The following is a 13,290-nucleotide window of genomic DNA, read 5'->3' as shown; positions in this document are numbered from 1 at the left end:
ACGCCATCGCGAACACCGGAAACGTCTCATACAACTCACGCCCCATACCCAGGCGTTGACTCCCCTGCCCCGTAAACAGGAACGCCACCTTGCCCTCGGTGACCGAGCCGATCACGGTCTCGGAGCCCACCAGCACCGCACGATGCTCCAGGACAACACGCCCCGTCATGGCCGAGTACGCCACGTCGAGGGGGTTCCCGTCCTCCATCAGCGCCTTGAACCGCTCGATCTGGGTCTCCAGCGCGAGCGGCGTCTTCGCCGTGACGACCACCGGAGCGACAGGCAACTCCCGCCGCTCGACCGGCTCTTCCCCGACCGGGACGGCTTCCTCGACGATCACATGCGCGTTCGTTCCGCTGATCCCGAACGACGACACACCCGCGCGGCGCGGACGGCCCTCGCTCGGCCAGTCCCGCGCCTCCGTCAGCAGCCGGACAGCGCCGGCCTCCCAGTCGACCTGCCGCGTCGGCTCATCCACATGCAGCGTCCGCGGAAGCTTCCCGTGGCGCATCGCCTCGACCATCTTGATGATCCCCGCGACACCCGCCGCCGCCTGCGTATGACCCATGTTCGACTTGATCGACCCCAGCCACAGCGGCTTCCCGTCGGGGCGGCCCTGCCCGTACGTCTCCAACAGCGCCTGGGCCTCGATCGGGTCACCCAGCGTGGTGCCCGTGCCGTGCGCCTCGACCGCGTCCACATCCGCCGCCGACAGACCCGCGTTCGCCAACGCCTGCTTGATCACGCGCCGTTGCGCGGGGCCGTTGGGGGCGGTCAGACCGTTGCTGGCACCGTCCTGGTTCAGCGCGCTCCCCCGCACCACCGCGAGCACCGGATGCCCGAGACGACGCGCGTCCGACAGCCGCTCCAGTACGAGAACGCCGACACCTTCCGAGCAGCCCATGCCATTGGCGGCGGCGCTGAACGACTTGCAGCGGCCGTCCGTGGCCAGGCCGCGCTGCTCGCTGAAGTAGATGAACATCTCGGGGGTGGACATCACCGTCACACCGCCCGCGAGGGCGAGCGAGGTCTCACCGGAACGCAGCGACTGGATCGCCATGTGCAGGGCGACCAGTGACGACGAGCACGCCGTGTCCATGGTCACCGCGGGGCCGACGAGGCCGAGGGTGTAGGACACGCGGCCGGAGACGATGCTTCCGCCGTTACTGCCGCCGGAGTAGTCGTGGTACATCACCCCGGCATAGACACCGGTCGCGCTGCCCTTGAGCGAGTCGGGAGCGATCCCGGCGCGCTCCAGCGCCTCCCACGACGTCTCAAGCAGCAGCCGCTGCTGCGGGTCGGTGCCGGTCGCCTCACGCGGACTGATGCCGAAGAACTCGGCGTCGAAGTCGGGGGCGTCGTAAAGGAATCCGCCCATACGGGAGGCGGTCTTCCCGGGTTTGCCGAGTTCGGGGTCGTAGATGTTCTCCACGCCCCAGCCCCGGTCCTCCGGGAATTCGGAGACCGCGTCGACACCGTCGTCGACGAGCCGCCACAGATCCTCGGGGGAATTCACTCCACCCGGGTAGCGACAGGCCATCGAGACAATGGCGATCGGTTCCTGGTCACGCTGCTCAAGCTCGGCGACGCGTCTGCGGGCTGTGCGCAGGTCCGTGGTCGCGCGCTTGAGGTAGTCAAGAAGCTTCTCCTGGTTGCTCACCAAAGCCACCCCGGGTCGAAAGGGCGTCGACACTTACGACGCGCGCTTGCCGGGAACGTTACGCAGGGTGAAAAGACCCCCCAACCCCTGATCGCCCCTAACGTGCCCCGACCCCGTGGCCCGGCCCGACCACCGGCTTCCGACCCCTGCCGTCCGGGCCGGTGTACGGCGCACACCGGCCGCACCGCAGTGCGCCGGGGCCATGCGGGCCGCGTGACTCAGTCCCAAGAGCCGGGCACCGTTGTCCCGCTCCGGATACGTCGGCGGTCGACGCTCGGCCCGAGCACAGAGACGCCGCGAACGGCGGCTGCCGAGGTTCCGTTTCTGTCCCGTACCTGCTGTCGGCAGGGTGCGGGAAAGCGCGTCGGCACACAGGCGCGAGGCGGCGTTCAGACCGCGCGAACAGCCGCGCGCCGACTGCGCCGGGCCTCTCGGCCCGGCGTCGGCGCGCTGATCGCGGCAGGAGTTGATCTGTCACGCGCGGTACGGGGCGGCTCCGCACGGCAGTTGGGGGCGAGGTCACCGCCCGAGCGGACACCGCGCCCCGGTGTCCGCTCGGGCGGTGCGGCTCAGTGCCGCCATTCCCTCTCGCGGCCGGCCGTCCAGGCGCTCGGCGGCGTGTACCGGACCTCGCCCCAGCCGGACTTACGCCTCTGCCGGGCGGCGGAGGACGCGACGACCTGCTCCCGAGTACCGGTCAGGGCGGACAGCACCGCGAGCAGCGCGGCGAGTTCCATCTCCCCGGGTGCGCCTCTGACGACGCGCACGAGGTGTTCGGCGGACGTCAGGGCGACGGGTTCCCGTACTCGCGTGTCGGCCACGTGGTTGGGCTGCATCATTTCCCTCCGGTGCTCCGAGAACAGCTACATCCGTGCTTTCTCCCGTTCGCCGGAGACGGCATTTCCACGGCGATGCGGGTACCGTCGTACGCCTGGCGCGCGACGGCGGGCACCAGGGGCGAGCCGGCTGTCGGCTACCGTCACACCTTCATTGAAGGGTCCTCCCGCACCGTCCTTCCAGCGGATCGACCCCCTAATCCCCGGGGCCCTCCCCCTAATCCGATGACCGCCGGGAACCCCCTTCAGCAGAACGGGCCGCCATTGCGGGCAGCACGAGCCACCGGCGGAGGGAGGGGTCGATAGGGGCCGGCAGGGGTCGCCACGCGCCCGCACACCCAGGAACGCTGGACGTAGCCTGAGGCAGAGGCTTCAGTCGGACCGATCCAAGGAACTTGATTGATGGCCGCCATATCCAGCAACAACGCCTCGAACTGGATTCGAGAGTTTCATCCGTCCGACCGGACGTCGCCCCGGATGATCTGCTTCCCCCACGCGGGCGGTGCGGCGAGCTACTACTTCCCTGTCTCCCGGGCGCTCTCCGGGCAGGTCGAGGTCCTCGCCGTCCAGTACCCGGGGCGTCAGGACCGTTACGCGGAACCGGCCATCGGCAATGTGGAGAACCTCGCCGCGGCGATATTCCGTGAACTTCCGCTGGAGGATCTGGACCGGACGTGGCTCTTCGGCCACAGCATGGGTGCCGCCGTCGCCTTCGAGGTGGCCCGGCTGATGGAACGGGAGCTGGACCGGTCCCCTCTCGGGATCATCCTGTCCGGCCGGCGCGCGCCGTCCCGGTTCCGTGACGAGACCCTCCACCGCCAGGGTGACGCGGCGATCATCGCCAACGTCCAGGCGCTCAGCGGGACCGACGCGACCGTCTTCGACGATCCCGACACGCTCCGCCTGATCATGCCCGCCCTGCGCGCCGACTACCGCGCCATCGAGACCTACCGGCCGTCCGGCACCCCACGGGTCGCCTGCCCGATCCACGTCTTCGTGGGCGACGCCGACCCGTTGAGCACGCTGGACGAGGCCGGCAGCTGGCGCGACCACACCACGGGCGGGTTCACCATGCGCGTCTTCCAGGGCGACCACTTCTATCTGACGGCGCGCCCCGCCGAGGTCATCTCCGCGATCTCCCAGCTGATCGTGCCCGCGCCGCCCCGCGTCTGATCGCACCGCCGCTGCCGCCGGGGGCGGTGGGACCGTGTCCGAACCGGATACCAACCCCGCCCACGGATCGACTGAACTCTCGCCTGTGTGTTGTGATCAGGCGGACACCGACGCAGCCGGTCCGGCAGAGTGGGAGAAACGCCGTGTTCTACTACGTACTGAAGTACGTGCTGTTGGGCCCCCTGCTGCGCCTGCTCTTCCGGCCGCGGATCGAGGGGCTCGAACACATACCGGCCGACGGTGCCGCGATCCTCGCGGGCAACCATCTCTCCTTCTCCGACCACTTCCTGATGCCCGCGATCATCCGGCGGCGGATCACGTTTCTCGCGAAGGCCGAGTACTTCACCGGGCCCGGCGTCAAGGGACGTCTCACCGCCTCGTTCTTCCGCGGCGTGGGCCAGATCCCGGTCGACCGGTCCGGCAAGGAAGCCGGCCGGGCGGCGATCCGGGAAGGGCTCGGGGTGCTCGGCAAGGGCGAGTTGCTGGGGATCTACCCGGAGGGCACGCGCTCGCACGACGGGCGGCTCTACAAGGGCAAGGTCGGCGTCGCGGTGATGGCCATCAGGGCGCAGGTCCCGGTGGTGCCGTGCGCGATGGTGGGTACGTTCGAGATCCAGCCGCCCGGTCAGAAGATCCCCAGCATCAAGCGGGTCACGATCCGCTTCGGTGAGCCGCTGGACTTCTCGCGCTACGCGGGCCTGGAGAACCAGAAGGCCGCGGTCCGCGCCGTCACCGACGAGATCATGTACGCGATCCTCGGGCTGTCCGGGCAGGAGTACGTGGACCGGTACGCCGCCGATGTGAAGGCCGAGGAGGCCCAGCGGTCGTCGGGGAAGAAGTTCCCGCGCCTGCGCCGCTGACGGCCGACGAGCCGGACGTGCGAGAGGGGGCGACGGCCGTCTTCGGCCGTCGCCCCCTCCTTCTTTTCGGTGCTTCCCGTGCCCTGCGACCCGACTAGGCCGTCACGGCTTGGGCGTGGCGTGCGGTGCGCACGTCACGTCGCGGCTGTCGAGCTCGCCGCTGAGCAGGTACGACTCGACCCGGTCGTTGACGCACGGGTTCGCCAGATTGGTGATGCCGTGCGAACCGGCGTCCCGCTCGGTGATCAGGCGTGAGCCCTCGAACCGCTTGTGCAGCTCGACCGCGCCCCCGTACGGGGTGGCTGCGTCGCGCGTGGACTGCGCGATCAGTACGGGCGGCAGCCCCCGGCCCGTCCGGACCTCGACGGGTGTCTGCTGCTCCACGCCCCAGGTGGCGCAGGGCAGGTTCATCCAGGCGTTGGCCCAGGTGAGGAACGGGTGGTCGCGGTGAAGCCGGGTGTTGTCCCGGTCCCAGGTGCGCCAGCTGGTGGGCCACTTGGCGTCGGCGCACTCGACGGCGGTGTAGACCGCGTTGCCGTTCTCCGCGGCCGCGTTGCCCACCGTGTCCGACAGGTCGGGCGCGGCGGCGTCGACGAGCGCCTGGGTGTCTCCGGCCAGGTACTTGCTCCAGGTGTCGGCGACCGGCACCCAGCTGGAGTCGTAGTACGGGGCGCTCTGGAAGAGGCCGATGAGTTCGGCCGGTCCCACGACGCCGCCGATCGGTTCCTTCTTGGCGGTGGCGCGAAGCTTCTCCCACTGCTTCTCGACCTTGGCGACGGTGTCGCCGATGTGGAACGTCGCGTCGTTCTCGGCGACCCACTTCTTCCAGTCGTCGAAGCGCGTCTCGAAGGCGACGTCCTGGTCCAGGTTGGCCTGGTACCAGATCTTCTCCTTCGACGGGTTGACCACGCTGTCCAGCACCATGCGCCGTACATGGGACGGGAAGAGCGTGCCGTAGACGGCGCCCAGGTAGGTGCCGTACGAGACGCCCACGTAGTTGAGCTTCTTGTCGCCGAGCGCGGCCCGCAGGACGTCCAGGTCACGCGCGGTGTTGGGCGTCGTCATGTGCGGCAGCATCCAGCCGCTGCGCTCCTTGCAGCCGTCCGCGTACTCGGCCGCGAGCTTGCGCTGGGCGCGCTTGTCGGCCTCGCTGTCGGGGACGGGGTCGGCCTTGGGAGCCTTGACGAACTCCTGCGGGTCGATGCACGAGATGGGCGTCGAGCGCCCGACCCCGCGCGGGTCGAAGCCGACGAAGTCGTACGCCTTCGCGGCATCCGCCCAGATGGCGTTCTTGGTCACGACGCGGCGCGGGAACGCCATGCCGGAACCGCCGGGGCCACCGGGGTTGTAGACGAGCGAGCCCTGACGCTCACCCTTGGTGCCGGTGTTGCCGATCCGGTCGACGGCTATCTTGATCTGCTTGCCGTTCGGACGGGCGTAGTCGAGCGGGACGCTCACGTAGCCGCACTGGATCGGCTTCTCCAGGGACCATTCGGCCGGGCAGTCCGCCCAGTCGATCCCCTTCTTCGCCGCGCGGGCGGCGGCCACCTCGGCTCCGGCCGCCTGGGCGTTCCGTGTCTTCTGTTCCTTGCTCTGCGCGGCCCCGCCACTGTCGGCGCGGCCGTCGGCGCTCGCCGAGGTGGCGGCGAGCGTGGTCGCTATGAGCGTGCCCGCGAGCAGAGTGCCGGCCGAGCCGAGCACTGCTGTGCGTCTCAAGTGGTACCTCCCCCTGTATGACGCGCCGCACGACGCGACGCTGTTCGTAGGGTTACCGAGGGGGATCCTTTCGTCTGTGTGCCAGTTGAGAACAGGCCAAACCGGCAATTCTTTGCCGAACCGATAGCCGGGCCGCCGGTTCCGCTCAGCGGTACAGCGCCGCCAGGGCGTCGTCCAGGACCCGGCGCAGCGCGCGGGCGTCCGGGGCGAGCGCGGTCACCAGCGCTCCGGGGCCGGCGAGCGGGGTGAGTACGGCGGTGTCGCCGAGCAGCCGCGGGGCCACCGGCTTCTCCTCGAACTCCGGTCTCACCAGCAGGAGTTGGCCGACGGCCCGGTGGCCGCCGATGACCGCTCCGCCGTCCCATCCGCCGGGTGCGCCGGGGCCGAGTGCGAGTTGCTGGTCCAGCAGCGGGCGGCCGGCGCGGTGCACGGTGATCCGGGTGGTGACGGTACCGGGCGCCTCGCCGTGCCGGCCGAGGATGAGTTCCTCGCGCAGCACCAGCCGGGCGGTGGGGCTGAGTTCTACGCGGGTGTGTGTCCGCAGGTCGCTGCCGGTGACCGAGATGAGCTGTTCGGGCAGCCAGTGCAGTACGGCGCTCTCGCCGACCGTGAGGCGCGTGTCGTAGCCCGCGTGGTCGGCGGGCCCGTCGCCCGTCCGGTGGCCGGGCAGCGCGATCATGGCGGCGGCCGCGTCGACGGTGAGCGCGGCCCCGTCCCGTACGACCGCTTCCAGGGCGAGCCGGTCGCCGCCGAGCGGCGCGCTCATCGCGCCGACGACGGTGACGCGGGCGGCCACGCCGGTACCCGTGCCCGGGACGGCGGTCGCCGCGCGCGTACGCCGCAGTGCGAGCGGTCCGGCGCTCTCCAGCACCGGCAGGGCCGTGCCCCCGCGGCCGTCGGGCGCGGCGGTGATCCGGGCGGTGGCATGGACGCTCATGCGGTCCAGGCGGCGAATCGCGCACGTACCCACTCGGCCACCGGTGCCACCCCGTCGGGGCCGGTGAGCGAGGTGAACAGGACGGGCAGTTCGCCGCGCTGCTCCTTGGCGTCGGACGCCATGCGTCCGAGGTCGGAGCCGACGTACGGGGCGAGGTCGGTCTTGTTGATCACCAGCAGGTCGGAGGTGGTGACGCCGGGCCCGCCCTTGCGGGGGATGTCGTCGCCGCCGGCGACGTCGATGACGAAGATCTGCGCGTCGACGAGTCCCTTGGAGAAGGTGGCGGTGAGATTGTCGCCGCCGGACTCGACCAGGATCAGATCGAGCGGTCCGACGGAGTCCTCCAGGTCCTCGACGGCTTCGAGGTTGGCGGAGATGTCGTCGCGGATCGCGGTGTGCGGGCAGGCGCCGGTCTCGACGGCCTGGATCCGCTCGGCCGGCAGGACCGCGTTGCGCAGCAGGAACGCCGCGTCCTCCCGGGTGTAGATGTCGTTGGTGACGACGGCGATGGACATCTGGTCGCGCAGCGCCCGGCAGAGGGCCGCGACGGTCGCGGTCTTGCCGGAGCCGACGGGCCCGCCGAGGCCGATACGCAAGGCACGCCGGGAGCCGTCGGGGCGCACCGCCCCGGCCCCGTGGCTGTGCGGGTCCAGATACGGGCCGGTGTACGGGTCGGAGTGGTCGAGGTGCACGGTGCGGCTCCTTCGTGGTCCTGCGGCGGGGGCGTGGTGGCCCGTGGTCGGGCGTTACGAGGCGAAGAGACGCACCGCCCAGGCCGCGTGCGCCTCGGCGGTGATGTCCAGCAGCGGAGCCGACGCGGCGGGCAGGGCGCCGGGCCCCTTCCGCACGGCTCGGTGCGCGGTGGCCACGGCGCGCCGCGCGGTCTCCTCGATGTCCGGTGCCAGCCGGGCGAGGACGCCGGTCGCGTCGAAGGGGTCCAGGCTCAGCAGCCGTACGGCGGCGGTGGCGGGGCCGCTGACCGTCTCGTACAGGACGCAGTGCGCGGCGTCCTCGGGTCCGAGACCGGCGGACCGCGCCGCGAGCCCGAGGACGATCGGCTGGTGGGCGCCGCGCGGGCGGGCCGCCGCCAGGGCGTCGAGCTCAGGTCCGGGCCAGGTGGCCCGCGCGGCGCGCATCAGCTGGCGGCCGAGCTTGCGGGCGGTGGCGCGCAGGGCGGGCGAGGGGGTGCGGGCGTCGGCGGCCTCGTCCAGGGCGAGAGGGTCGACGCCGAGTACGGCCGCCGCCGCGAGCGCGGCGGAGGTGAGTCCGGTGGTGTGGAGCCGGCCACGGCAGAAGGCCGCCAGGTCGCGGGCGTCGGTGAGCCGCCCCGCGCGGACGGCCGCCTCGGCGCCGCCCGAGTGGGCGTGACCACCGGCCGGAAACCGTCCGTCGGCGAGGACGAGCAGCGCGGCGCGGCTCATCAGAAGAGGAAGTAGCGCTGCGCCATGGGCAGTTCGGCGGCGGGCGCGGGTTCGACCACATCGCCGTCGATCGTCACCGTGAAGGTGTCGGGGTCGACCTGGACATGGGGCAGGGCGTCGTTCTGGCGCATGTCGGCCTTGCCGACGGAGCGGGTGTTCTCGATCGGTACGAACCGTTTGCCGAGGCCGAGACGTTCGGGGAGCGCGTCCTCGATCGCCGCCTGTGCGACGAAGTTGACGGAGTTGGACGCCGGGGCCGCGCCGGTCGCGCCGAACATGGGCCGGGGCATGACGGGCTGCGGGGTGGGGATGGACGCGTTGGCGTCGCCCATCTGCGCGTACGCGATCTGGCCGCCCTTGATGACCAGTTGGGGCTTCACGCCGAAGAACGCGGGGTCCCACAGGACGAGGTCGGCGAGCTTCCCGGTCTCGACGGAGCCGATCTCGTGGCCGAGTCCCTGTGCGACGGCCGGGTTGACGGTGTACTTGGCGACGTAGCGGCGGACCCGGTGGTTGTCGGCCCGGCCGTCACCGGGCAGCGCGCCCCGGCGCTTCTTCATGACGTGGGCGGTCTGCCAGGTCCGCAGGATCACCTCGCCGATACGGCCCATGGCCTGCGAGTCGGAGGAGATGATCGAGATGGCCCCGAGGTCGTGCAGGATGTCCTCGGCCGCGATGGTCGTCGGCCTGATCCGTGACTCGGCGAAGGCCAGGTCCTCGGGGACCGCCGGGTTGAGGTGGTGGCAGACCATCAGCATGTCGAGGTGTTCGTCGATGGTGTTGACGGTGTGCGGGCGGGTCGGGTTGGTCGAGCTGGGCAGGACGTACGGCTCCGACACCACCGTGATGATGTCCGGCGCGTGTCCGCCGCCGGCGCCCTCGGAGTGGTAGGCGTGCAGGGTCCGCCCGGCGACGGCGGCGAGGGTGTCGGCGACGAATCCGGCCTCGTTGAGCGTGTCGGTGTGGATGGCGAGCTGGACGCCCGTCTCCTCGCAGACGCCGAGGCAGGCGTCGATGACGGCCGGGGTCGCGCCCCAGTCCTCGTGGATCTTGAATCCGAGGGCGCCGCCGCGCAGTTGGGAGTGCATGGCGTCGCGGGACATCGTGTTGCCCTTGCCGAGCAGTCCGATGTTGACGGGGTACGACTCCAGGGCGGCGAACATCCGGGCGAGGTGCCAGGGGCCGGGTGTGACGGTGGTGGCCTTCGTCCCCTCGGCGGGTCCGGTGCCGCCGCCGACGAGGGTGGTGATACCGGAGGAGAGCGCCTGGTCGACGAGGGTCGGCGAGATGAAGTGGACGTGGGCGTCGACGGCTCCGGCGGTGAGGATCTTGCCGTTGCCCGCGACGATCTCGGTCTCGGGTCCGATGACGAGGTCGGGGTGGACCCCGTCCATGGTGTCGGGGTTGCCGGCCTTGCCGATGCCGGTGATCCTGCCGTCCCGGATGCCGACGTCCGCCTTGACGACGCCCCAGTGGTCGATGATCACGGCGCCGGTGATCACGGTGTCCGGCGCGCCTTCGGCCCGTGTCGTACGCGACTGGCCCATCGACTCGCGGATCACCTTGCCACCCCCGAACACGGCCTCGTCCCCGGCGAGTCCGGGGCCACCGGAGCGGTCCTCCTCGATCTCGACCAGGAGGTCGGTGTCGGCGAGCCGGATCCGGTCGCCGGTGGTGGGGCCGAAGAGGTCGGCGTAGACGGCTCTGCTCAGCTCAGGCATCGAGGGGTCCTCCGGTCTCGCCGCGCAGGCCCGGTACGACACGGAGTCCGGCGAGCGGGACGAGTTCGACGTCGACGGGGATGCCGGGTTCGAACCGCACGGACGTGCCCGCGGCCACGTTCAGGCGCAGGCCGCGCGCCGCCGCGCGGTCGAACCGCAGGCCGGGGTTGGCCTCGGCGAAGTGGTAGTGGGAGCCGATCTGGACGGGCCGGTCGGCGGCGTTGAGCACGGTGAGGCGGGTGACGGGGCGGCCCTCGTTGAGGGGCACGGCGCCGTCGGCGTACAGGATCTCGCCGGGAATCATGGGCTGCGCTCCCCCGTCAGACGATCGGGTCGTGGACGGTGACGAGCTTCGTGCCGTCCGGGAAGGTGGCCTCCACCTGGACGTCGTGGAGCATCTCGGGGATGCCCTCCATGACGTCGTCGCGGGTGAGCACCTTGCGGCCGGACGCCATGAGCTCGGCGACGGTACGGCCGTCCCTGGCGCCTTCGAGAAGATGCGAGGTGATCAGGGCGACCGCCTCCGGGTGGTTGAGACGCAGTCCGCGCGCCAGCCGCTTGGCGGCCACGTCCGCGGCCACATGGATGAGCAGCCGTTCCTGCTCGTGCGGGGTCAACTGCACGTTTCCACCTCACTGTTGCGGCCCGGTCCGGCGTGGAGCCTGTTGTTCGCCCACGTCGATTCAACACTCTGTTGAACGCGAACAGGGGCCGCACAGCCAGACATCGCACGTTACGGCGGAAGTTTTTCCGGCAGGTTAACCGGGCTTTTGCACGCCCATGGACATCAACCCGCGCAGGCCGTTCTGCAGGACCTCCACCGGGGCCTCGCCGAAGAGCGCCTGCTGGGCGGCGAAGCCCTGCGCCGTGGCGATCATCGTCCGGGCGACATGCTCCGCCGGGATGTCGTCACGCATCAGCCCCGCCGCCTGGTACGCCTCGACGACCTTGACCCAGGCGACGCGCACCGTCTCGTACCCGGTCCGCATCAGCTCCGAGAGCGACTCGTTGCGCAGGGTTTCCGTCCACACCTGGATGATCAGACGGGGGGCGTCCTTGCCGGCCGCGGTGCCCCGGACGCGCTCCCCGCCCAGCACCCGCCCCATCACCTCGCCGACCAGTACGTCGGGCGGGTCGGGCGGGCTCAGGCGCACGGCCTCCTCGAACGCCTCCCTGACGGTGTCGAGCACCTCGGTGACGATGGCCCCGATCAGCTCCTCCTTGCCGCTGAAGTAGCGGTAGACGGCGCCGGCGGAGAGGTCGACCTCGCGCAGCACGTCCTGCATCGACGTGGCGTGGAAGCCGTTGCGCGCGAAACAGCGCGCGGCGCCGTCGAGAATCTGACGCCTGCGGGCGTCCAGGTGCTGCTGCGATACACGGGCCATGCGATCAACGTAAAACGAACATTCCTTCTTGACAAGCCTCCGGCTCGCCGGTGACAGTGACAGCACCCCCAAAACGAACGATCCTTCTTTTTATAAGTTCCTGTGGACCGAAGCGAGGACACCCATGTCCGCCACTCCCACGCGCCGCATGATCGGCGTGATGCTCCTGATCCCGCTGATCGCCGCGCTGGCGCTCGCGGCCTTCGCCTGGCCGGCCGCCCGCGTCGCACCGCACGAGGTGCCGGTGGGCGTCGCCGGACCGGCCTCGGCGACCGCGCCGCTCCAGCAGGGGTTCGAGCGCCGGCCGGACGCCTTCGAGGTGCACCGGTACGAGGACGAGGCCGCGGCACGCGCGGCGATCGAGGACCGGGACATCTACGGGGCGGTGGTCGCCACCCCGCGCGGGCCGCACCTGCTGACGGCGTCGGCGGGGAGCCCGGCGGTCGCCCAGTTGCTGCGGGACGCCCTGACCGCGCAGGCACCGGAGGGCACCGAGGTCCAGGTGACCGACGTCGTCGCCACGCCCGCCGGGGATCCGCGCGGCAGCGCGCTGGGCGCGAGCGCGTTCCCGCTCACCCTCGCGGGCGTCGCGGCCGGCGCCCTGGTGAGCCTGCTCGCACTTCGCGGGATCCGCGCGGTGGGCGCGCTCTTCGGCGCGGCGGCCCTGGCGGGCCTCACCGCCACCGCCCTGGCGCACAGCTGGCTGGACGTGATCGCGGGCAACTGGTGGGCGGAGGCGGGGGTGTTCGGCCTCGCCGTACTGGCCGTCGGCTCGGCGGTGGCGGGCCTCGCCGCACTGTTCGGCCGTCCGGGCATCGGGCTCGGCGCGCTGCTGATGGTTCTGGTCGGCAACCCGCTCTCCGGGGTGTCGAGCGCGCCCGAACTCCTACCGGAGTCGGTCGGCCCGCTCGGCCAATGGCTACCACCGGGCGCGAGCGGTTCCCTGCTCCGCTCCGTCGCCTTCTTCGAAGGAAACGCGGCCTTCACCCCGGCCCTCGTCCTCGCGCTCTGGGCGGCCCTGGGCCTGACGGCGTTGGCGGCGGGAGCACGCCGCCAGGCCCCGGCCCCCGAGGGCCCGGGGACCCCGAGCCCGGCGATGCGGCCGGCACGGGCGGCGTAACGGCCGGGCACGCGACACCCGCCCGCGCGGGCGGCGCCCGGCCGGCCAACACGCCCCGCACGCACGGCGGTTCACACCAAAGGCGCGGCCCCCTCGGGCCGCGCCTCCCGTCATCGCCCGTCGGACCGCTCGCGTCAGCCCTGCGGCTCGTGCTTCGCCACGATGCCGAAGTCCGCGCGTTCGCCCGGAGCGGACGTCACCGAGCGGATCGCGCTCACCGAGGCGATCACGCGTTCCTCCGCCGCCGCGGCCTCATCGACCTTCAGGCTCTCCAGTCGTTCCAGGTCAGCGGCCGACACGAGGGCGACCAGCGGCTTGCCGTGGCGTGTCACGACCACGCGTTCCTCGCCGTAGACGACCCGGTTGATCAGGTCGGCGAGTTCTGCCCGCGCTTGCGTCACCGGAATTTCGTAGGCCATGGTTGCCATCTTACGACCTGTACGTCCTGTACATTTTTTACC

14 protein-coding genes are annotated in these 13,290 nt (G+C 71.2%); 3 read left to right on the top strand and 11 right to left on the bottom strand.

Annotated elements, in window-relative coordinates; genetic code table 11:
- A partial coding sequence (locus ACIBBB_RS32140; RefSeq protein WP_398988280.1) for a type I polyketide synthase occupies positions 1–1,660 on the bottom strand: 1,660 nt, incomplete at its 3' end.
- A gap of 569 nt (positions 1,661–2,229) precedes the next feature.
- Entirely contained in the window at positions 2,230–2,481 is a 252-nt protein-coding gene (locus ACIBBB_RS32135) for an acyl-CoA carboxylase epsilon subunit (protein WP_398988278.1), read from the bottom strand.
- A gap of 417 nt (positions 2,482–2,898) precedes the next feature.
- On the opposite strand from ACIBBB_RS32135, the gene ACIBBB_RS32130 reads away from it, so the two are divergent.
- The gene (locus tag ACIBBB_RS32130; protein WP_398988276.1) at positions 2,899–3,669 is read left to right on the top strand and encodes a thioesterase II family protein; all 771 of its coding nucleotides are present in this window, start codon (positions 2,899–2,901) and stop codon (positions 3,667–3,669) included.
- A 143-nt stretch (positions 3,670–3,812) separates the two neighbouring features.
- On the top strand, positions 3,813–4,529 hold the full coding sequence (locus ACIBBB_RS32125; protein ID WP_398988274.1) for a lysophospholipid acyltransferase family protein: 717 nt from the start codon (positions 3,813–3,815) through the stop codon (positions 4,527–4,529).
- 102 nt (positions 4,530–4,631) lie between these two features.
- On the opposite strand, the gene ACIBBB_RS32120 is transcribed toward ACIBBB_RS32125, so the two are convergent.
- From ACIBBB_RS32120 to ACIBBB_RS32085, 8 genes are all read right to left on the bottom strand, one after another.
- Positions 4,632–6,245 carry an alpha/beta hydrolase gene (locus ACIBBB_RS32120; protein WP_398988272.1) on the bottom strand — a complete coding sequence of 538 codons (1,614 nt, stop codon included), beginning with the start codon at positions 6,243–6,245 and terminating at the stop codon, positions 4,632–4,634.
- 145 nt (positions 6,246–6,390) lie between these two features.
- Positions 6,391–7,182, bottom strand: a complete 792-nt coding sequence (locus ACIBBB_RS32115; RefSeq protein WP_398988270.1) for an urease accessory protein UreD — start codon at positions 7,180–7,182, stop codon at positions 6,391–6,393.
- Positions 7,179–7,874, bottom strand: coding sequence for an urease accessory protein UreG (gene ureG / locus ACIBBB_RS32110; RefSeq protein ID WP_398988268.1), 696 nt, complete (start codon positions 7,872–7,874; stop codon positions 7,179–7,181). The genes ACIBBB_RS32115 and ureG overlap by 4 nt, the downstream gene beginning before the upstream one ends.
- Before the next feature lie 54 nt (positions 7,875–7,928).
- Positions 7,929–8,603 (bottom strand): urease accessory protein UreF, encoded by a 675-nt coding sequence (locus tag ACIBBB_RS32105; protein ID WP_398988266.1) that lies wholly within the window; start codon positions 8,601–8,603, stop codon positions 7,929–7,931.
- Positions 8,603–10,324 (bottom strand): urease subunit alpha, encoded by a 1,722-nt coding sequence (locus ACIBBB_RS32100; protein ID WP_398988265.1) that lies wholly within the window; start codon positions 10,322–10,324, stop codon positions 8,603–8,605. Before ACIBBB_RS32100 ends, ACIBBB_RS32105 begins: the two co-directional genes overlap by 1 nt.
- On the bottom strand, positions 10,317–10,628 hold the full coding sequence (locus tag ACIBBB_RS32095; protein ID WP_398988263.1) for an urease subunit beta: 312 nt from the start codon (positions 10,626–10,628) through the stop codon (positions 10,317–10,319). The genes ACIBBB_RS32100 and ACIBBB_RS32095 overlap by 8 nt, the downstream gene beginning before the upstream one ends.
- A 16-nt stretch (positions 10,629–10,644) precedes the next feature.
- The gene (locus tag ACIBBB_RS32090; RefSeq protein WP_329390821.1) at positions 10,645–10,947 is read right to left on the bottom strand and encodes an urease subunit gamma; all 303 of its coding nucleotides are present in this window, start codon (positions 10,945–10,947) and stop codon (positions 10,645–10,647) included.
- 135 nt (positions 10,948–11,082) lie between these two features.
- Positions 11,083–11,709, bottom strand: coding sequence for a TetR/AcrR family transcriptional regulator (locus ACIBBB_RS32085; RefSeq protein ID WP_398988261.1), 627 nt, complete (start codon positions 11,707–11,709; stop codon positions 11,083–11,085).
- A 124-nt stretch (positions 11,710–11,833) separates the two neighbouring features.
- On the opposite strand from ACIBBB_RS32085, the gene ACIBBB_RS32080 reads away from it, so the two are divergent.
- Positions 11,834–12,829, top strand: a complete 996-nt coding sequence (locus tag ACIBBB_RS32080; protein WP_398988259.1) for an ABC transporter permease — start codon at positions 11,834–11,836, stop codon at positions 12,827–12,829.
- 134 nt (positions 12,830–12,963) lie between these two features.
- On the opposite strand, the gene ACIBBB_RS32075 is transcribed toward ACIBBB_RS32080, so the two are convergent.
- Complete coding sequence (locus ACIBBB_RS32075) at positions 12,964–13,248, bottom strand: type II toxin-antitoxin system Phd/YefM family antitoxin (RefSeq protein ID WP_398988257.1); 285 nt, start codon at positions 13,246–13,248, stop codon at positions 12,964–12,966.
- Positions 13,249–13,290 lie beyond the last annotated feature (42 nt).

This window comes from Streptomyces sp. NPDC051217, from assembly GCF_044455465.1.
In the GTDB taxonomy this organism is placed as follows: domain Bacteria; phylum Actinomycetota; class Actinomycetes; order Streptomycetales; family Streptomycetaceae; genus Streptomyces.
Note: the sequence above shows the minus strand (reverse complement) of the source record. Positions and strands in the feature narration are given on the sequence as shown.